Origin of the sequence: Pseudomonas sp. SW-3 (genome assembly GCF_016615645.1) — a bacterium.
GTDB lineage: Bacteria > Pseudomonadota > Gammaproteobacteria > Pseudomonadales > Pseudomonadaceae > Aquipseudomonas > Aquipseudomonas mandelii.
The window spans coordinates 2,576,291-2,596,565 of the sequence record NZ_CP067098.1; the positions used below are offsets into that span (position 1 = coordinate 2,576,291).

19 protein-coding genes are annotated in these 20,275 nt (G+C 55.8%); 9 read left to right on the forward strand and 10 right to left on the reverse strand.

The window, feature by feature from the left end; translation table 11 throughout:
• The first annotated feature begins 101 nt into the window (after window positions 1–101).
• The gene (locus JIO00_RS11515) at window positions 102–503 is read left to right on the forward strand and encodes a RidA family protein (protein WP_010459176.1); all 402 of its coding nucleotides are present in this window, start codon (window positions 102–104) and stop codon (window positions 501–503) included.
• A gap of 86 nt (window positions 504–589) precedes the next feature.
• On the opposite strand, the gene JIO00_RS11520 is transcribed toward JIO00_RS11515, so the two are convergent.
• Entirely contained in the window at window positions 590–994 is a 405-nt protein-coding gene (locus JIO00_RS11520; RefSeq protein WP_172790698.1) for a DUF6632 domain-containing protein, read from the reverse strand.
• A gap of 625 nt (window positions 995–1,619) precedes the next feature.
• On the opposite strand from JIO00_RS11520, the gene JIO00_RS11525 reads away from it, so the two are divergent.
• From JIO00_RS11525 to JIO00_RS11540, 4 genes are all read left to right on the forward strand, one after another.
• The gene (locus JIO00_RS11525; RefSeq protein WP_200668252.1) at window positions 1,620–3,461 is read left to right on the forward strand and encodes an RNA-directed DNA polymerase; all 1,842 of its coding nucleotides are present in this window, start codon (window positions 1,620–1,622) and stop codon (window positions 3,459–3,461) included.
• Window positions 3,454–5,013 (forward strand): DNA polymerase, encoded by a 1,560-nt coding sequence (locus JIO00_RS29790; RefSeq protein ID WP_234452947.1) that lies wholly within the window; start codon window positions 3,454–3,456, stop codon window positions 5,011–5,013. The genes JIO00_RS11525 and JIO00_RS29790 overlap by 8 nt, the downstream gene beginning before the upstream one ends.
• A 339-nt stretch (window positions 5,014–5,352) precedes the next feature.
• Window positions 5,353–5,661, forward strand: coding sequence for a hypothetical protein (locus tag JIO00_RS11535; protein WP_200668253.1), 309 nt, complete (start codon window positions 5,353–5,355; stop codon window positions 5,659–5,661).
• Between the two features lie 367 nt (window positions 5,662–6,028).
• Entirely contained in the window at window positions 6,029–6,571 is a 543-nt protein-coding gene (locus JIO00_RS11540) for a DinB family protein (protein WP_200668255.1), read from the forward strand.
• Between the two features lie 181 nt (window positions 6,572–6,752).
• Here JIO00_RS11540 and JIO00_RS11545 read toward each other — a convergent pair whose 3' ends face one another.
• Window positions 6,753–7,688 (reverse strand): DMT family transporter, encoded by a 936-nt coding sequence (locus JIO00_RS11545; protein ID WP_200668257.1) that lies wholly within the window; start codon window positions 7,686–7,688, stop codon window positions 6,753–6,755.
• A gap of 74 nt (window positions 7,689–7,762) precedes the next feature.
• Here JIO00_RS11545 and JIO00_RS11550 point away from each other — a divergent pair, with 74 nt between their 5' ends.
• Window positions 7,763–8,617 carry a LysR family transcriptional regulator gene (locus tag JIO00_RS11550; protein ID WP_200668259.1) on the forward strand — a complete coding sequence of 285 codons (855 nt, stop codon included), beginning with the start codon at window positions 7,763–7,765 and terminating at the stop codon, window positions 8,615–8,617.
• Between the two features lie 204 nt (window positions 8,618–8,821).
• Here the strand turns inward: JIO00_RS11550 and JIO00_RS29795 are convergent, their stop codons facing one another.
• The 5 genes from JIO00_RS29795 to JIO00_RS11570 form a co-directional block, all read right to left on the reverse strand.
• A complete protein-coding gene (locus tag JIO00_RS29795; protein ID WP_077750366.1) occupies window positions 8,822–9,121 on the reverse strand; it encodes a hypothetical protein in 300 nt (99 codons plus the stop codon).
• A 92-nt stretch (window positions 9,122–9,213) separates the two neighbouring features.
• Window positions 9,214–9,933, reverse strand: coding sequence for an NADPH-dependent F420 reductase (locus JIO00_RS11555; protein ID WP_200668261.1), 720 nt, complete (start codon window positions 9,931–9,933; stop codon window positions 9,214–9,216).
• 343 nt (window positions 9,934–10,276) lie between these two features.
• A complete protein-coding gene (locus JIO00_RS11560) occupies window positions 10,277–10,837 on the reverse strand; it encodes a hypothetical protein (RefSeq protein WP_077750368.1) in 561 nt (186 codons plus the stop codon).
• A 60-nt stretch (window positions 10,838–10,897) separates the two neighbouring features.
• Window positions 10,898–11,392 (reverse strand): PaaI family thioesterase, encoded by a 495-nt coding sequence (locus JIO00_RS11565; protein WP_200668263.1) that lies wholly within the window; start codon window positions 11,390–11,392, stop codon window positions 10,898–10,900.
• Between the two features lie 80 nt (window positions 11,393–11,472).
• Complete coding sequence (locus JIO00_RS11570; RefSeq protein ID WP_077750370.1) at window positions 11,473–12,477, reverse strand: LacI family DNA-binding transcriptional regulator; 1,005 nt, start codon at window positions 12,475–12,477, stop codon at window positions 11,473–11,475.
• Between the two features lie 227 nt (window positions 12,478–12,704).
• Here JIO00_RS11570 and JIO00_RS11575 point away from each other — a divergent pair, with 227 nt between their 5' ends.
• From JIO00_RS11575 to JIO00_RS11585, 3 genes are read left to right on the forward strand one after another with little or no spacing between them, the layout of a single operon-like run.
• Window positions 12,705–13,844: a Gfo/Idh/MocA family protein gene (locus JIO00_RS11575; RefSeq protein WP_174604247.1), complete on the forward strand. Its 1,140-nt coding sequence runs from the start codon at window positions 12,705–12,707 to the stop codon at window positions 13,842–13,844.
• Complete coding sequence (locus tag JIO00_RS11580) at window positions 13,841–14,938, forward strand: sugar phosphate isomerase/epimerase family protein (RefSeq protein ID WP_200668622.1); 1,098 nt, start codon at window positions 13,841–13,843, stop codon at window positions 14,936–14,938. Before JIO00_RS11575 ends, JIO00_RS11580 begins: the two co-directional genes overlap by 4 nt.
• A 56-nt stretch (window positions 14,939–14,994) precedes the next feature.
• On the forward strand, window positions 14,995–16,227 hold the full coding sequence (locus JIO00_RS11585) for a nucleoside permease (RefSeq protein WP_200668265.1): 1,233 nt from the start codon (window positions 14,995–14,997) through the stop codon (window positions 16,225–16,227).
• Here the strand turns inward: JIO00_RS11585 and JIO00_RS11590 are convergent.
• The 3 genes from JIO00_RS11590 to JIO00_RS11600 form a co-directional block, all read right to left on the reverse strand.
• The gene (locus tag JIO00_RS11590; RefSeq protein ID WP_200668267.1) at window positions 16,212–16,904 is read right to left on the reverse strand and encodes a class I SAM-dependent methyltransferase; all 693 of its coding nucleotides are present in this window, start codon (window positions 16,902–16,904) and stop codon (window positions 16,212–16,214) included. The genes JIO00_RS11585 and JIO00_RS11590 overlap by 16 nt on opposite strands.
• Before the next feature lie 86 nt (window positions 16,905–16,990).
• On the reverse strand, window positions 16,991–17,521 hold the full coding sequence (locus JIO00_RS11595) for a glyoxalase superfamily protein (RefSeq protein WP_077750375.1): 531 nt from the start codon (window positions 17,519–17,521) through the stop codon (window positions 16,991–16,993).
• A gap of 314 nt (window positions 17,522–17,835) precedes the next feature.
• Entirely contained in the window at window positions 17,836–20,091 is a 2,256-nt protein-coding gene (locus JIO00_RS11600; RefSeq protein ID WP_200668269.1) for a TonB-dependent siderophore receptor, read from the reverse strand.
• Window positions 20,092–20,275 lie beyond the last annotated feature (184 nt).

Consider the following 20,275-nt stretch of genomic DNA (forward strand, 5'->3'; position numbering starts at 1 on the left):
CAGTGATAGCTACGGTTGCTTGTTTATCGCCCAGGCACAAGTCCTTACAGTCTCGACATCGTTTGTTCCGGGTCTGCGTAGACCCATTGATGGAGGCATCTATGACACAGCGTGATGTTGTTTTTCCACCCGGACGCCAGGCGCTTTATGAGCGCAATCGCTATTCGCCGGCTATCAAGTCCAATGGTTTCTTATTCGTGTCGGGACAAGTCGGCAGTAACGAAGACGGCTCGCCCGAACCCGATCTGGAGGCCCAGGTTCGACTCGCGTTCAACAATTTGAATGCAATCCTGGGCGCTGCCGGTTGCACCTTCGACGATGTGATTGACGTCACCGTCTTCATCGTCGATCCCGAATCAAAGTTCGAGACGATCTGGAAGGTTCTGCCAGAGTTCTGGGGTAACGCGCCGCACCCGACGCTGACCGGCGTCGGCGTCACGTGGCTCTACGGTTACCAGTTCGAGATCAAGGTGATCGCCAAGCTTCCAGAAACCACGGGATGACCTGAGATCTGACGTATCGACAGCTCGCCCGTGGTTGCTTTACTGAAACGCAATTTTCGTCCCGATCCTGACAGTCAAACTTGCTCTTAGGCCCCATTGTGTGTCCGGGGCTGAGCGGCCAATTGCGAGCGGGGCGTCAAGATGGCCAAGGCAACCGCCACGATGAAAAGCGCCGGCACGTCACCTGCCAAGTGCCCCATTTGCCCCGGCTGGGTGAGCGCCTGGACGGTCATGATTCCTCCGTGAACGGCGCTAGACCATACGGTGAACCAGATTAGGCTCAGATTGGCTAATGGGTCGCGTGCGGCCAGGATCAAGAACACCCCAAGTGTGGCGTAGATGCCAACGATCATCATCGGGTAGTCCGAGTGACCGACGTGCCAGGCCCAGCCGGATGGCCAGAACAACATAAGTGGGTAGAGAGCAAGGCACGCGAGGCCAGCCAAAACTAGAACGACGCGCAAATACCTGAGGCGATCGACTACGGTCATGGCGGACTCCTCTTTGGGCCTAACTCTAAGTTGACCTCAAGTGGGGTGATAACACCTTCACGGGCTTGGTCGACTACATTCCTTGCTCTGTCATCTTGCCTGGCTAGACCGGGCATTGTGACTGTCGGGCGACCGCTGAAGGGGGTTATACACCATGGTCGAAAAGCCCATCTGCTCAATCAGTTCCGGCAGTACACCAAGCATAGCTACTCATTAGCTATCGCTTCGTTCACCGGCTGTTTTTGGCCGATGTCTGCCCGTCGCGAAGGGCAGACATCGGCCAATAGCTGACCTTCAAGGTATCTACAAAATCAGTAGCGATTCAGATCAGACGGTGACAGACGCCATCGCTTGCCTCACTCCCGATGACAGCCGGGTGTCACTACGACGGAGGACCCACGATTCGACAGAAAATTTTCGCCTCAATGATTCTTTCTATTCCTGTGGCAATACGCCAGCGGACATGCTACCAAGTAGACTTCGCCGGGACATTCGGATAAACGCTATCTCGCAGCATTTTTACGCATCGTCGCAAGCGTCAACAAAAGGTCTAATTCGCGGCATGGAAAATAGCAATATAGATGGGTGATTTGGCTGCGCTTCCTCAACTATCAAGGATTGAAGTATGGAAACAGAAATTGCTTCCGAAAACAGCGGCGAAATCACAGTCACCTGTGAAAGCGATTCACTTCATCTTACGCTAGACTTATTGTTGTCAGAGATACAAAATAACAAAGCACTACTTAAAGATAATGTTTTTCGAAAAAAACTAAACATCCTATTCAAAGAATCAAACTCCAAAAAGCTGATAACCTTAGATAGTAAAGATCCCCTTGAGCTATTAGCATTCCCAATTGACATCGACGCAGTATTACAACACTTAAACCAAGATATGCGCGATGACTGGTTCGTTGACGTAATACAGCACCAAGACTTATTTTCTAATAAGCTACAACTGCACGACACGTTAAAATCTCTCTTGCTTGAAGAAAATGGACGTTACTTAGGCTGTGAAAGACAGGCGTACGACATCCCAAAAAAAGGTCTAGGAATTCGTTATTCATTAGAAACGGACTTCTATGATCGCTTCATATATCAAGCTATTTGCTCTTATTTGATGCCATTTTATGATCCGCTATTATCTCATCGGGTGTTAGGTCATCGATTTAACAAAAAGCGATCGTCCGAGAAATACATATTCAAAAGCCGAATCGACTTATGGAAAACCTTCGAAGGCGTAACGAAAACAGCACTTTCTAATGACCAATCACTGCTAGTCACCGATCTAATTAACTATTTCGAAAATATTTCCCTATCGGCCATAAGTACATCGTTTGAAACAATGCTTGAGCAAGTGCGCGCATCAGGACCTGAGAAGACTTTAATTCGAAATGCGATACATACTCTATGTACGCTCCTGGCAAGATGGGGATACAATGAGAAACATGGCCTCCCTCAAAATAGAGATGCCTCTTCCTTCATTGCCAACGTAGTACTCAACTCAGTTGACCAGAATATGGTGGCTTTGGGATACGACTACTATCGGTATGTGGACGATATCAGGATCATTTGCTCTTCACCGCGAACAGCCAAAAAAGCGCTTACAGACTTAATAAATCAGCTCCGAAAACTCGGAATGAATATTAACTCAGGAAAAACCGCGATCCTTACAAAAGATACTCCAGACTCCGAAATCGCCGAAAATTTCCCGACTACCGACGATAGAACACTTACAATCGACAGCATGTGGCGCTCCAGAAGTAGGAGGGTTATAGCTCGATCAGCAAAGTACATATATCAGTTACTTAAAGACTGCATAGACAACAAACAAACTCAGTCGCGACAGTTTCGATTTGCAGTGAACCGTTTAATTCAACTAAGCGAAGCGAAGATCTTTGATATCCATACAGAGATTTCAGACGATCTTAAACTGTTAATAATAGAAACTTTAGAAGATCACGCTGCCTCTACAGACCAATACTGCCGCCTTCTTTCAGCCCTAAACTTAACAGAAGATGACCACGGAAAAATCACTCAATATTTGATGGATGATGAGAAATCCATTCATTCCTGGCAAAATTTTCATCTTTGGTTGTTGCTTGCAAAGAACCGCTACAAAAGTGAAAGAATTCTTAAGTACGCATCCGCCAAAATACAGACGGACGTTCTTCAAGCAGAGGCATCCGCGATCTTCATATACCTCCGCTGCGTTGATGAAAGTGCTGCATTAATTCCAGTCATACCGCAATTCAAAAGTACATGGCCTTTTTACCACCAAAGAAATTTTTTACTTGCCACTAGCGAATTTGGCAGGGAAGACTTACGGCCTTTAATATCAGAGTTAAAAACAAAGATAAAAGGTACTGCCACGCGAGCAAGATCTCATTTCAAAGACGGACGGCCTCTTACAGAACGCGAATCAAGAAGCCCAATGGAACTATACGAAGAGATAAGCCCATATGACTAAAAAGGCTCTCATTTTCATTAGGGATTACACGGATCAAGGAAAAGATAGATTTTTTCTTTGGTCTGAAAAAGTTCTGAAAGAGGCATCTGCTGAAGATATCTCCTCTCAAACAGAAGAGCTGGTTTGCCATGATTACTGGCTTATAGCCCCAATACTTTTCAGACTAACTGGGAGGCTTCCAAAACTAATTACAGACGTCGAAGAGCTAAGGATTTCCATCTCTGGGAAGAGATCCGAGAGAGAGAAAAAAGAAAAGATAGACATCACCAATTCGCTTCAAAGCCTTATACCCAAAGAGACCATACAAAAATATCTCGCGATATTTAACAGAAAAGAAGAAATCTGCGAAGAAACTCTTTCCGTGTTTGCCGATGCTCTCGTATCGTATTATAACCAAGTTGAAGCTGAAGCAAAACACGAGCAGGAATGGGACAGACTAGTCCAAGTTGAACAGCCTGTCGCGCGCTACCTGATAGGTTCTGCTGCGGCTGGAATAAATATAAGCACGGAAGTGCTCAGAGGCCACAAGGATAAAATAGAATTCGATTTTTACATGGCCCTAAAGCACTTTTCGTCCAAATACAGTGTTCCTCTAGAGGTCCCGTCGGATGAAGATGTCGTGGAATATTTAGAGCCTCGCGGCTTTGATTTTTCTGGCGTAAATGTAGATTACGTACTCAATTTCGTCCCAATGCAGGACGAATATGCTGACGACTTACTAAAACTAAGAAAAATTCATAAATCTAGGATGGTATTGGCGGCAATACCGCTCAGCCAGAAAAAAATATTCCCAATAGTAGACTCATTCGGTTCGATTACCTCGCGCATCTACTTCAAAGACCCATCATTGCAAAATCTTGCTAAGCAACACCGAGACATACTGATCCCAGATGAAGGAAAACTCTTCTCCTACGTCGATTACGATCAGTATGAGGCCGGAATAATGGCCGCGCTATCCGGCGATTCATTACTTACGAAACTTTATGCGGAAGGTGATCTCTATGAAATAGCGGCGGAATCTATTTTTCGGGATGCAACAAAGCGAAAAGAGGCGAAGCGACTATTCCTATCTTACGCGTATGGAATGAGGCATCGTGACTTAATTGATGCGGCGTACGGGTACGGCGCAGACAGACAACATGCAAAAGTTTTTTTTAGACAATTCTCTGAATTTGAGGATTGGAAATCCAGAGTTTATACTCAGTTTGAAACAGACGGCAAAATTGGAACCGCTCTTGGCAACCACATTAAGCGAGAGCGAACGGGAACTCTAAGTGAAAAGGAGAAGAGATCTTCAATCAGTCAGCAAGTCCAAGGTACCGCATCACTTATTTTTAAAAAGGCTTTAATTACGATGAGTGGCGATCCACGAGTCGAGCTAAAAGTGCCGATGCATGACGCCGTGCTTTTCCAGCACCAGGCAGGTTTTGACCCGCAAGTCGTAGTCAAAATTTTTGCAGAGGCTATGTCCAACCACTTTGAACACAAGGTGACAGGGAAAGCATCGTTGGCGCCGTTTGGTCCTCCTCCAGAAGCAGTCCAGATTGCCTAACGAATGAAAATAACTAAGCCTATGCTAGCCCCGAGTTTTTTGTGGCGCCAACAATCGACCGTTTCTGGTTACTAGCGGTGTCAATCTCCCGTGTTTCGTAGACAATTCTGTTAGTCCGCTTATGGCCGTTGTCTGCCGGTCACGACCGGCTTCTCCTAGCCGGTTTCGGCCTGTTGTAAGGGGCTGCAATCGACCCATAGTAGCCATACGTGGATGACAGCTTCCGGCCCATAACAACCTGTACGACAGCTCTGCCAGACCTGACTCCATTGTTGTAAAGTACACAATCGACGGTGAAGCGAAAACTAAGCTTTCTAAACCAGAAGGGTGGTTAATTAAATGAAGGAACAGTTGGAGATTTTAAATTCCTTGGCCGCCATCATTTATGAAGAGGCGCCGAACGCTTGTGAAGAAATTGTTTATAAAGCTGAGCTGGATTTAGATGAGGGTTGGGTTGAGTCCAGTTTTTCATACTCTAAAAATGGAGTTCGGCATTCGGATTTTTTATCCGATTCGTGTGAGGTGGGTGTGTCGGCGTTGGTTTCGAAGTTGAACGAGCACATGTTTCAGCATACGGGCGGTAGATGGCGTTGCTTTGTTATGAAATTTGACCGCGATTTTGAGGTTTCTACCGATTTTGAGTACTGAACAGGGGTAAATGGGGACAGATCACGTTTTCTGTGCCCCAATTTCATCAAGTAAAGAAGCTAACCGTTGTGCTTTTTAGTCCCTGCGCTTTGCTTCACTCCTACATTGCCTCGTTTGTGAGCGCACTCAGTATCGATTAGCTAAAGATGCATTTCTAATGTGTTCTACTTTACAAGTCAGCAGCCTCATATCAGGGCTTCGACAGGCAGCAATTGGCCGATTGTTGCCTGTCGCGAAGTGCAGCAACCGACCCGATATAGCCGGTCACGTGTCTACGAAATCAAGGGCGATTCAAAAAGCCTTGCTCTAGAATGGCCCCAGATGAGCGTGGAACGCTTGTCTAGTATTCACTCAAAGGATGAACACGATGGGCCGCACCGACCATATCTGCCTGATGGCTATCTATAACGATTGGATGAACGCAAAGGTTTATGAGGCGGCCAGAAGTCTGACAGATGAAGAGCTGTCAGTGGATAGGAAAGCATTCTTTGGTTCTATTCTCGGGACGTTGAATCACCTGGTGGCCGGGGACACTATCTGGCTAAAGCGATTTGCCAGGCACCCGGCGAATTACTTGGCTCTGGAGCCGATTCGACAGCTCCCGGCCCCTAAAAGCCTCGACCAGTTACTGCTCTCAAATATTCGAGAACTTTCGGCACATCGCGTTTGGCTCGATCAGGTGATTGTCGAGTGGTCTCGCTCGATTACAGAGGCGGATTTAGATTACACCCTCAATTACACAAGCATGAAAGGAACCCCCGCTGACAGGAGCTTTTATGGCTTGGTCATGCATTTCTTCAACCACCAGACTCATCACCGAGGCCAAGTTACTACTTTGCTGTCACAAGCGGGTGTCGACGTAGGCGATACTGATCTGGTCCTCCTCATTCCTTCCGAGTCGCGCACATAATCTAAAAACCAGCGCTAGACCGGGATTTTCATGTCATACCGGGCTGGTAAACCAGCGTGGCCATCTGCAACACTCCTTCGGCTTACACAGAATTTAGATGTGTTGCATCGACCGGTTGAATCCACAGCCGATTGCAGTCTGTCGGCAAGAGCAACTTCTGCCCCGAAACATCCATCAGCTTTTACCGCCGAGCCTGCCGAGCCTCCGACCGAACCACCATCCAGATACCGACCCCGGACACTGCCATGCCTGACACCATTTGCCATGACAACGGTTCGTTGAACATGGCCCAGGCCCAAAGCATCGTGACGGGCGGGCTCAGGTACAAGACGCTGGCCACTCGTGTGGCTGTCGCCCGGCGCAGGCAGACCCAATAAAGCCCGTAGCCGCCTAACGTAGACAATCCCACCGTCCACAGTACGCTTAGCGCAAACCCCATGCCGGGTATCGGCGCCAGGCTACCTTGCGTGCCCTCGATCAGGGCGAATGCAAAACTCGACACGCAACATTGCAGCCACAGGTTGGGCAGCAGGTCCAGCGATTCAGAGGCGTGCAGATGCTTCTGCCAGAGTGTCGCGATGGCGAGCGAAAGCGTACCGAGCACCGGCAGGCCATACGCCCAGAGGGGCGCGCTACCCCAAGCCAACGCGCCAAGCGTCACCACCACAACCCCAACCAGGCCGATGACCAGCCCTGTCCAGACTTGCCAGGCCAGTTTTTGCCCCAGCACGCCAGCGGCCAGCAATGCGACCGCCATCGGCAGCAGGTTGGCGAACACCGCGGCAAGGCCCGCCGGTACGCCCAGGGCTATGCCTTGTATGACGCCGGCCAGATAGCCGGCCATGGCCAGAAGACCGATGCCGGCGTTTTTCAGCAACACGGCAGGGGAGGTTTGCCGCAATTGCCTGGCGACGAAAGGAAACAGGATCAGCGTGACCACGACGCAGCGCCAAAACACCACCAACAAGGGGGGCGCATAGTCCATCGAGAATCGCGCGCCGACGAATCCGGAACTCCAGGTCAGAATCAAAGCCGCCTCGAGCAGCGGCAGCGGCATCTTCTGGCGCCAGTGGGGGATGACTTGCTGCTGACAGGAGATCGGTGTGGGCTGGTTCATTGCCACAGGCTACGAAATCGGCCTAATCTAATAAATCAAAATAAAGTGCAGCAGTCATTCACGAAGATTAAATCATGACGGCGATACTCGATATCGAGCTGGTACGTACATTTCATGCGGTGGCGCGGATTGGCAAATTCAGTGCGGCGGCCGAGCAGCTGCATAAAAGCCCGGCGGCGGTGAGCGTGCATATCCAGCGGCTTGAGGCAGTCGCCGGGGGGCGCTTGCTGAATCGCGATAATCAGTCCGTCTCCCTGACCGCACTGGGCAAGCGTTTGCTTTTGTCGACGACAGAACTGCTGAGCACCCATGACCGGGTGCTGGCCGACCTGCATGGAAGCCACCTGGCAGGACGCATCACCCTGGGGGTCCCCGACGAATACGCCGCCCATGTCATCCGCGACATCCTGCCGACATTCGCCGCTGCCTGGCCCAACGTGGTGCTGGAGTTGAAGACAGCCCCCAGTGATTCGCTGCGTGACCAGGTCCAGCGTGGAAAGCTTCAGGCCGCGGTGATTGCCCAAGCCAGGGGGCAGCTGACCATGCAGGCGCAATTTCTCGTCGCCACCACGCCGATCTGGGTGGGGCCGGCAAACAAGTCGCTGGCCTCGATGGATCCGCTGCCATTGGCCGTGCATGCGGCGCAATGCCCTTATCGGCAAGCCATGGTGGCATCACTCAAACAAAGCGGCCGCCGGTGGCGCGTGGTGCTGGACAGTCCGTCCAACCAGGCCGTCAGCGCCTGCGTGGAGGCCGGGTTGGCGATCAGTCTGATAGACCGCGCCCGGGTGACGGAAAGTATGCAGATTCTCGACGGTTTGCCCGTCATACCGGAGCATGAGGTCGTGTTTATCCGATCGCCGTCTTCAGATGGGGATGAAGCGGTGGATTTGCTCTCCCAAGCCATGCAGCAGCATTTTCGGCTCTAGTCCGCGAGCAAGGGAAACTGTCAGGCTCGACCGTCCCATGCTGAATGGCATTGCGAGCAAAGCTGCACTACCGTGTAGGTGTAAGCCTTCGTGCCGCAGTCCTATTCTGGTTGAGAGGTGGGTTTCATGAACAACATCATCTACATCGTCGGGTTAGTGGTGGTCGTCGTGGTTATCCTGTCGTTCCTCGGCTTTGCATAGGTTTCAATGCCTGCACTCCGCCAACACCACTTGGCAAGTAGTCGGCGTGCCACCGGATCGGCCGGCATAGCGGATGCAATTATCCATGGATTTTTTACGCGCCATGCTCAAGGTGGAGCCCCAAGCCAGTCCACCCTCGCCAGCGGTGGGAAGCGCTTTTGCATAGCAGGCTGAGCCCACGCTTGAAGTTGCATAGCGAGCGGTGGACGCTTTGCCGGAACATCCCGCGATCAGCGCCAGGTTGATGGCGAGCAGGGAGGGTATGACCCATGACGAGCATTGGCGCGCTGTTCTATTGGCCATCCCATTTCCCCTGTATCAAGAGGCGAGCCGTGTGGGGTTGTGCTTCATTGAGATTAGACGGTGTTGGACCTGACCCTCTATTGATTTCAACACTAACGAGCTTCAGCGCAGGTCGCCTCTACATTCTGACAAAGCTCACCGACGCCCCGTCGTTGCTTGAGGTCGGCCTCACGCCAGACGCCGCTGAGCGGGCCGCCCGGCAACCCCTCATTGGCGCGCGCCAGCGGGAACAGCACCGGTACAAACCCGGCATCACGCACTAACCGGACGCCGATATCCCGGGCCTGGGCATCGTCGGCGAAAACAGGAATCGCCTTGTTTTTGCCGGAAAGGCCTTTCATTGAGGCGAAGCCAATGGCGTTGAACGCCCGCACCAGGTGCACGCCGGGCAGATACTGCTGATCCGCCAGGGCCACGCCCATGTCCAGCGCCTTGCGCCCGACATCTGCGTCACGGCCGCCAAATGGATTACTGGTGCTGAATATCACTTTGCCGTCCAGTTTGCCCTTCAACTGTTCGGACAGCGCCGGCATGGCGCCATAGGGAACACTCAACACGATCACATCGCCCCAGGCCGCGGCCTCGGTGACCGAGCCGGCCCGCGCGTTGGGGCCGGCCTCCTTGACCAGGTCCGCCAGCGCCTCGGGGTGGCGTGATGAAAACATCACCGAGTGCCCGGCCTTTACCCAGAGCGTGCCAAGCGTACCGCCGACCTTGCCGGCGCCGATCACGCCGATCTTGAGGGTGTCTGCCATCGCCTGGCTGGTGTACAGAACCAGGCCGGCGAGCATCAGAGAGAAGATTCTGGACATGCACTGGGCTCCTCGGTTGGACAGCGGTCTTGGAATCACCGTAGTTGAGCTTGCGTATAAACGAAAGCTGCCGAGGGAGGCGGCGGACGAGCAGGGGTATTTGATGAGCGGCGTGAGGCGTGTTCAGCAAGGGAAGCTATTGTCTATGTGTTCGCCTCGCCAGTTGCCGTCCAACCAGCTCGTCCCTGAGGCGGCTGGCGAGGTGGACCCTCTTGGCCGATTGCTGCCTTTTGATTTCGCTTGTACTGGACTGGACAGCTGCCATGCCGACTCTCGCCAACTGCGAAGATGGTCTATTCACCCTCCAGGGTTGCGGCCACCCGCGCCACTTTCCACGACCCGCCTAGCTGGTCAGTGTAATGGCGACGTCCAAGGCAGAGATGGGCACATAAATCAGGGTGATCGTCGAATACGCTTTGCGCGATTTGGCCTTGAATGCGCAGACCGGGAGAATAATCATGACGACATCCAGCGCACCCCAAAGCGCCATCGGCGATACCTGAAAGAAGAGGACGTTCACGATGAGGCCGAGCACGAGGTAGGTCGAAAACGATAGAAGGGCGTAGCGCCCATCCTGTTCGAAGTAAACGCGAAGCCCGCTTTGCTCGTCCTCACTTCGACTGGGCAGCAGTAACGCGGCAGAGACAAAAAGCGAGAGCGCCAGGAGCACCAGCAATAAAAACTCGGCAAACGAAAAGGTCGCTTTGATCGTCGGCAACGCGTTGACCGCCCACCAAAAATCCAGCTGGGACGTGAAAAGCATGACCGCCCAGACCAGCGCCACCCAATCAGGCGCGGCGACGCGGCGGATGCGGAACACCGTCAACGCACCCATCAGCAGGCGAGTGACGGAGAGCCCCAATATCATCGCGAGTACCGTGGCCACGATGGGGAAGTTGCTCATGACACCTCCTTGTAAATTACGCGACCCACACGCAGGATCGATTCCGCTTTCGGTTAGGTCCTACCGACTGTGCGCCGCCGCCGCCAATTGATCGGTATCCACGCGGACAAAAACGGAATCGCCAACCGCCGTGAGTACGTCCCCGGCATAGACCTCGCAGATGACACGGGTTTTGCGTCCGACATCGCCTTCCACTCTGGCACGCAGGGTCAATGGCACACCCATCGGTGTCGGTTTGATGAACTTGATGCCAAGGTTGCCGGTGACGCAATTGATCCGGGGCAGGCTGGCGACTTCGCGGTTTTCCCCACGGTAGTGATAAGCCATCGCCGTCCAGTTGGAATGACAGTCCACCAGCATCGCGATCAACCCGCCGTACACCAACTCCGGCCAGCCGCAATACATGGGATCAGGCACGTGCTCGGCCATGACATGCACGCCGTCCGCATGCCAGAAGCTCTTGATGTGCAGCCCGTGCGGATTGCTGCTGCCGCAGCCGTAACAGACGCCGTCAGGCGCGGCGGTGTCTTGCAGAGAGTTGTCGAGACTGGACATGACAGGCGCTTCCTCATACGAATGAACTCAACCGTCGGATTCTAACGCTGGTATCGGGGTGCGGTCACTTTGGTCATCCGTTAGCGCGCCCTGACAACTGCGGTGCTGTTGCGCAACGTCAACTTGAACGGCAACACCACATGCCGCTGTTCGATCGGTTTCTTCTCGATCAGCGCGATCAACATCTCGACGGCTTTCTGACCGAATGTTTCGGCGGGTTGCGAGATGGTCGTCAGCGGCGGGTCGCAGTACGCCGCGAAGGGGATGTCGTCGAAGCCCACCAATGAAATGTCCTCAGGAACGCGCAGGCCTTGTTGCTTGATGCGTTTCAACGCGCCGATGGCCATTTCATCGTTTTCGCAAAACAACGCCGTGGGACGGTCGGGCAATTCCAGCATCGCGGCGGCGCCGTCATGTCCGGCCTTCAGACTGAAATCGCCATGGCAGATTAGCGCGGCATCCGACGTGATACCGGCCTGTTGCAAGGCGTCCTGATAACCGGCCACGCGATCGCGGGTCAGCGGGCTGCTTTTCGGGCCTTTGATCAGGCCGATCCGGCGGTGGCCCAGTTCGATCAAATGTTCGGTCATGGCCTTGGCAGCCGCGCGGTTGTCGAGGCTGATGGTGGGATGACGGCCGCCCTGTATCACCTCGCAGGCATTGACGATCGGCGGTAAATCGGCGCTGGGGAAGGGCGCTTCAAAAGGGTCATAGGCGCGTAACTGGATCACGCCATCGGCCTGATGGGCGTAGACCAATTCGGCAAACTCCCGTTCCACTTCCTCGCGGCCCTGGGTGTCGCACAGCAACAGCCGATACCCGGCGAGCTGGGCGGCTTGCTGCGCGCCGCTGATCACCTTGGCGAAAAACGTGTTGGCGATGGTCGGCACCAGAATCACCAGGTTGCCGGTTCTGCGCGAGCGAAATTGCACCGCCATCTGGTTCGGTCGATAACCGGCTTTTTCCACCGCGGCGTTGACCTTGTCGCGCGTGTCGGGGAGCACGCGTTCAGGCGACTTCAGCGTCCTGGAGACCGTGGCGACGGAGACGCCGGCCAGCCTGGCTACTTCGCGGATATTGGACAAGACCACCTCGTTATCGAACTGTGCAGGGGCGAGCTTAACGCAGGTAAGCCCACCCCTGAAATTTTCCTGGAGATTCATCCGGGGTTTGACACCTCGTCAAACAGGGCCTAGATTTCCGTCACGATGTAACCGGTTACATCGGCTTTCGGATGCATTCCTGTAAAGCCGCCGGAAACCGCCTCAAACAGAGAAACGATGCGATGAGTGTTGCCGTGAAAAAAATAAGAATGGGCTTTGTCGGTGGTGGGGAGGGCGCCTTCATCGGTCAGGCCCACCGTCAGGCCGCCGGGCTCGATGGCCGTTTTGAGTTGGTGTGTGGCGCGTTCAGTCGCGACGCCCGCAACAATCAGGACACCGGCGCCGCGCTGGGATTGTGCGCTTCGCGTTGCTACAGCGACTGGCGGCGGATGCTGGAAGCCGAGCGCGCGCTGCCGGTCGATCAGCGCATGGAGCTGCTGATCATTGTCACCCCCAATCACCTGCACGCGCCGATTGCCAGCCAGGCGCTGAGTGCGGGATTTCATGTGTTCAGTGAGAAACCGGCGGCGTTGAATCTGGCCGAGTTGCTGCCGCTCAAGGCTGTGCTTGAACGCAGCGATCGCCTCTATGGCCTGGCCCACACGTACCTGGGCTATCCGATGGTCTGGCAGGCGCGGCAGATGGTTCGCGACGGGGTGATCGGCTCCGTGCGCAAGGTGATTGTCGAGTACCCCCAAGGCTGGCTGAGCGAGGATGTGGCGGGGCAGGGCAACAAGCAGGCCGGCTGGCGCGACCTGCCTGAGCAGTCCGGGTTGGGCGGCTGCATCGGCGATATCGGCACCCATGCCTTTTCATTGGCCGAATTCGTGGCGGACCAGCCCATCCAGCACCTGTGCGCGATGTTGAATACCCACGTTGCCAGCCGGCAACTGGACGACGATGCCGCGATGCTGTTCAAGATGGCTGACGGCGCGAGTGGTGTGTTGATTGCCAGCCAGGTCTGCGCGGGTGAAGAGAACCCGTTGAAAATCCGCGTCTACGGCGACAAGGGCGGCCTGGAATGGCGCCAGGAAGAGCCGTCGAGCCTGATCCATCGTTCCCTTGACCAACCAATGCGCGTGCTGCGTTCCGGTGTCGGCCAACCCTGGTTGTGCGACGCCGCGACCCGGCGCATGCGTCTGCCGGCCGGACATCCCGAAGGCTATCTGGAAGCCATGGCCAACCTCTACGGCGATTTCGCCACGGCGATTCGCAGCAACGTCGACGGCAACGTGGCCCCCGGCGTGCCGGGCATCGACGTCGGGCTGCGCGGCATGGCCTTCATCGAAACCGTGATTGCCAGTCATCGTGGCGATACGAAATGGACCGAACTGGTCTGCCCTCAATGAACCCGGAGCACTCGCCCGTGAACCCTACTTCTCAAGCAGGCCTGCGCGGCCCGGGGATCTTCCTCGCGCAGTTCATGTCCGCCGAAGCGCCCTTCGACACCCTGGCCAATATTGCCCAGTGGGCGGCGTCGCAAGGCTACAAGGCCATTCAGTTGCCGACTTTGGGCACGCAATACATCGACCTGGCGCGCGCCGCTGAAAGCCAGGAATACTGCGACGAATTGAAGGCAGTCTGCGCTAAAGCGGGCGTCGAGATCAGCGAGTTGTCGACGCACCTGCAAGGCCAACTGGTGGCGGTGCATCCGGCGTTCGACGCCCTGTTCGACGACTTTGCCCCGGCGCATCTACGCGGCCAGCCGCAAGCACGCACCGAATGGGCCATCGAGCAGTTGAAGCTCGCAGCCCGGGCCAGTCAGCGCTTGGGACTGAAGGCCCACGCAACCTTTTCCGGTGCGCTGCTGTGGCCGTATGTCTACCCCTGGCCGCAACGCCCAAGCGGATTGGTCGAACAGGGTTTTGCCGAACTGGCCAAACGCTGGTTGCCGATTCTTGATTGCTTCGAGGAGGCCGGTGTCGACCTGTGCTACGAAATCCACCCCGGTGAAGACCTGCACGACGGCGCCTCGTTCGAGCGTTTTCTGGAGGCGGTGGATCACCATCCACGCGCCGCGATTTTGTATGACCCCAGCCATCTGCTGCTCCAGCAAATGGACTACCTGGGCTTCATCGATCGCTACCACGCGCGCATCCGCATGTTCCACGTCAAAGACGCCGAGTTCCGGCCCGATGCGCGTTCGGGCGTCTACGGCGGTTACCAGGGCTGGGTTGAGCGGCCGGGGCGTTTCCGTTCCCTGGGCGATGGCCAGATCGACTTCAAATCGATCTTCAGCAAACTGACCCAATACGACTTCAGCGGTTGGGCCGTGCTTGAGTGGGAGTGTTGCCTCAAGGACTCCGCCCAGGGTGCCGCAGAAGGGGCGGCGTTCATCGAGCGGCACATGATCAGCAAGACGCAGAAGGCCTTCGACGATTTCGCCAGCGTGCAGTCGGACGAAGGTTTCAATCGACGATTGCTGGGGTTGCCCGAGGCCTGATCAAAAAGTTATTCGCTTCTCTCTCCAACAAGAAAAACAATAAGACGGTGACTGTTATGTCCACGATGACCGCGCGCCTGAGCGCCATGATGTTCCTGCAATTCTTTATCTGGGGCGGATGGTTCGTCACCCTCGGTACGTTCCTCGCCAGTAACCTGGGCGCCAGCGGCGGGCAGATCGGCATGGCGTTCTCCACCCAGTCCTGGGGCGCGATCATCGCGCCCTTTGTGATCGGCTTGATCGCCGACCGCTTCTTCAATGCCGAACGCATCCTTGCGGTGCTGCACCTGGTGGGCGCCGTGTTGCTGTATCAGCTGTATCGAGTGCCGGACTTCAGTACGTTTTACCCTTACGTGCTGGCGTACATGATGATCTACATGCCGACCCTGGCACTGGTGAATTCAGTGGCGTTCCGGCAAATGAGCGACCCGGCCCTCGAGTTCTCCCGCATCCGCGTGTGGGGCACCATCGGCTGGATCGTGGCCGGCGTGGTCATCAGCTTTGTGTTTGCCTGGGACTCCCAGGCCCTGATTTCGTCAGGCGGGCTGCGCAACACCTTTCTGATGTCGGCGATTGCGTCTCTGGTGCTCGGCCTCTACAGCTTCACCTTGCCGCGCACCGCGCCACTGAAACCTGAGGTGGGCCGCAGCGGCCTCAAGCAAATGCTCGGGCTGGATGCGTTGAGTTTGCTGAAGGACCGCAGTTACCTGGTGTTCTTCATCGCCTCCATTCTGATCTGCATTCCGTTGGCGTTTTATTACCAGAATGCCAATCCGTTTCTGGCGGAAATCGGCGTAACCAACCCAACGGCGAAAATGGCCATCGGGCAGGTTTCCGAAGTGCTGTTCATGCTGCTTCTGCCGCTGTTCATTCACCGCTTCGGGATCAAGATTGCGCTTTTGGTGGGGATGTTGGCGTGGGCCTTGCGCTACTTGCTGTTCGCCTACGGTAACAATGGCGACCTGGCGTTCATGTTGTTTACCGGCATCGCCTTGCACGGTATCTGCTACGACTTCTTCTTCGTGTCCGGCCAGATCTACACCGACGCCAAAGCACCGGAGCGTTTCAGAAGCTCGGCCCAAGGGCTCATTACTTTGGCGACCTATGGCCTGGGCATGCTGATCGGCTTCTGGGTTGCAGGGCAGGTGACCGACCACTATGCGCTGACGGGCAGCCATGACTGGAAGAGCATCTGGTTGTTTCCGGCGGGGTTCGCCCTGGCGATCTTTTTCTGCTTTGCGCTGGCGTTCAAGGGGCGGCAGGCAGCGGTTGTTCAATCGACCGTCTGAACAACGCCTTGCCCGCTTTCGGCCACCAACAGCAATGACTGCGGCACCGGACTTTGCGGGTGCTGCGGCTCTTGCAGGACGGCCAGCCGAAAGCCGGCCATGTCCAGCGCATTCAGCCAGCTGGACAAGGTGCGGAAGTACCACGGCATGGGCTGCCACTGGCCCTTGAACCCGGCAAAGGTTTCTTCCCGCCAGCCATCCTGATAGTCGCCTGCCGCGACAGCCCACGGGTGCAGTGTCTGGATCACCAGTGCACCACCAGGACGGAGCAGGGCGTTCATGGCGGCGAGCAGCGGAATGATGTCCTGGTGCAACAGGGCGAAGTTGGCGCAGATCAGGTCGTAGTCGCGGCCGATGTCCACCTTGGCCTCCACCAATTCTTCATAGCTCGCCACATGCACCTGCGATGACCCCGACGCCCGCGCCGCTTCGACCAGCGTCGCATCGCCATCCACACCGACGGCCGTGATGCCCCGTTGAGCCAGCGCGCGCAGTAACCAGCCCTCGCCGCATCCGAGGTCGAGCACGCGCTCGGGCTGGCGGCCCAGCACAGCCAGCAGGATGGCCTGGTCGGTCACCGTGAGGCGGCTTTCGATGGCGCCGCTGCGGATGGCTGTGATCCAGGCGTGGGCGTTGTGGTGCCAGCTGTCGAGGAGGGTGGATTCGGAGGCGGGCATGTTGGCGTCTGGCGTGGTGGGTTGGTTAGAAGGATAGGACACGTATCAAGGAAGCGGGCTGGGTCACCCCAGCCCGCCAGGCAGGATCAGCTTTGGCAGAATCGAATGCGATTGCCGAAGGGGTCATGGACTTCCAACACTTGCCCCCAACCTTGCTGAACGATATCTGGCCGTCCGTATCCGTAGCGTTTGCCCTGTAATTCGTCGCGCAACAGTTCGATATTGTGCATAGGGACAAATGTCGTCGATCCCGGGCTCGCATCGCCATGATGTTCGGAAAGATGGAGCTGCAGACCGTTTCGGCTGATGCCCAGGTACAGCGGCAGATCTGCTTCGAAGCGGTGCTCGAATTCGACGCTGAAGCCTAGAAAATCAAGGTAGAACTCGCGCGCCTTGGTTTCGTCAAACATCCGCAGTATCGGGATGGCTCTGTCGAAGGTAATGGCGGGTTGATCAGGTTCCTGGGGAAGCGTCGCAGACGCTGTGTTCCAGTCCTTGTAACCCAGTTGATGCGCGACCAGCTCAAGCGCGGTTGAGTGAGACGTCGCTTGATTGCGCCCCTCAAGCGAGGCACGCAGCCTCTTGGCCATCTGCTTGGCTTGTTCGATTGAAAACATCGTTCCTCCTGTAGCCAAGGCATTCTGGTGCTCGCGTTGCCAAACCTCGGCTCTCAAGAGATACGACAGGATTTGGGGGAGAAGCAATGCTTTCACCTTTCCCTTCGGGAGCGAGCGGCGGGCAGCATCGGCCCGGGACTGATGATACACAGCGGTCAATGAGTGCGGAAGTCAGGCGCAGGTGAACGAGAGAATGGGCTATTTATTCGACATGAGGCGAGGACGCTTTCGTGTTTGTGTGTCGTCAAAAAGTACAACACCGGCGCAAGGCCGGTGTTGTGTCAGCAGAGTGCAGCGCCAACCGATCGGGTGCCTTAGAAACGGTACTTCGCCGAAGCCGTAATGCTACGCGGTGCACCGTATGTCAGGGCGCCGTAGGCATCGAAGATGTCGAAGTACTTCTCGTCGGTGACGTTGTTGGCATTCACCTGGCCCGAGAGGTTTTCGGTGAACTCGTAGCGAGCCATCAGGTTGACCAGGGCATAGGCATCCTGCTGGATCTTCTCGGAATTGCCGGCCGGGTTGACGGCGTAGGTGTAGATCGAATCCTGCCAGTTAACCCCGCCGCCAATGGTCAGCTTGTTGAAAGCCCCTGGCAGGCGGTAGGTGGTAAAGGTGCGCAGCAACTTGGTCGGGTACAGCGTGTTGACGTCGTCGCCGTCGGCATCTTCGGCCGTGAACTGGGTGTAACCCACCGATGCATTCCAGTCCGTTGCGAGTTCGCCGGAAACTTCCAGCTCGAAACCCTTGCTGGTCGCGCCTTCACTCGCCTCGTAGGCGAAGCCGCCGACCGGGTTTGAAGGATCGATCAGCGCGCCGGTGTTCTGGCCCAGATTGTCTTGTTTGATCTGGAAAACCGCTGCGGAGGCGTTCAAGCGGCCACCGAAGTACTCACCCTTCAGGCCCAATTCAGTGCTCTCGCCAACGATCGGTTCCAATGCCTGGCCACTGCGGTCGCGTACCGATTGCGGCAGGAAAATTTCTGTGTAGCTGGCATAAGCCGAAAGGTTGTCGGTGAGGTCGTAGACAATACCTGCATAGGGTGTCAGCTCATGATCGACATCGATCTTGCTCACTTCCGAGAAGACGTCATCACTGGTCTTCTCGTACCAGCTTTCACGCGCGCCAAGGATCACTTTCAAATCGTCGGTCACGTTCAGGCGGGTTGCCGCGTACAGGCCCTTCTGGCGGGTCTCGCTGTAACCGTAGTCGGTCCTCGGGCCCCATACCGGTTCTGCGAAATTACCGTTGTAGGAATCGAAATCGGCGACACCGCCGAAGCCTGTTTGCGCGTCGAGTGAATCGGTGTCGAACTTCTGCTTGCTGTCCACATAGCCGAAGGCCAATTCGTGCTCGCGACCCAGGAACGAGAACGGGCCATTGAAGCGGATGCCGTAGTCGTCCTGGGTGGTCTCGGTCTTGTAGGTCGCCGGGAACGAAGACATCGCGGAGCTGCCGTTCCTGCCTGGATTGCCGGACAGGTACAGCAGGGAAGAGTCGCCGGTGCGTTCGCCACGGTTGTAGCTCAGATTGACTTGCCAGTCGTTGGCAAAGATGTGATCAAGATTGACGAAGTAGGTCTCGTAGGTCGTGTCCCACTTGCTCCATTTGGCGGAGGTCGACTTCGAGCGGCTCCAGTTCGTGCGGCCGCCGTCTGCGTACCAGACTGGCAGGCCACCCCACATCGGCGAGTCGGCGTTGCTTTCTTGCCGGCTCAAGCCGAACCAGAGCGTGGTGTCGGGCGTCAGGTCGATATCCATCGTGCCATAGAGGGTCTGGCGCTTGTTCGAGTTCATATCGATCCACGTGTCGCCCTCGTTGGTCTCCCCGACCAGCCGCGCGCGAACGGTGCCTTCCTCGTTCAGCGCCGTGGACACATCAGCCTCGACGCCGTAGGTGTCCCAGGTGCCGGCGCTCAGTTCTACAGAACCCTTCAGGTCTTTACTGTTGGCGCGCTTGCGCACCATGTTGATGGAGGCGGATGGATCGCCGGCACCGGTCATCAGACCGTTGGCGCCGCGTACTACTTCGACGCGGTCATACATGGCCAGGCTGCTGAAAATTTCCCCCGAACTCCATGGCTGCTCGTAGATGGTGGGCACGCCATCGATCATCAGCGAGTTGAGCTCAAAACCTCGGGCGTTGAACTGCGCCCGGCTGGTCTCGTAGCGGTTGACCGACACACCGGTGGCATTGTTGACCACGTCGAGGATCGTATGCAGGTCCTGGTCCTGTATGCGTTGCTGGGTGATGACGCTGACCGACTGCGGCGTCTCCCTCAGTGACATGCTCAACGGCGTGGCCGTGCGTGCAGCCTCAGTCGTGTAAGAGTTGGTGTCTTCGGTGACGGCACTGCGTTCGCGAATGGCCGTCTCAGTGATCGCGATAGGGGCCAAGGTCACAGAGCTTCCAGTCTCCGTCTGCTCAGTCTGTTCCGCCGCCTGCAAGGAGGGCGCAGTGATGGCGATACCGGCTGCCAGCATGTGCACTGCGAGCGCCAGGGGGCGCAGGGTCGAAGGCATGCGCGGCGTCACGGAGGTTTGTGTACACAGGGAGATGGGGGCGGTCATGCGAACACTCATTTGATTTTGCTGTTATTGAGAATCCGTATCATACGCAATGGAAATTGATTCTGGAATAGGATTTATACTCATTTGAGATGGTTTATCAAATGGGGTGTGTCCAGCGCATTGCGTGCACGCCTGGAGCGAGGCTGCATCGGCCGTTGACACAGGCTTGATCGCAGCGCAGCCG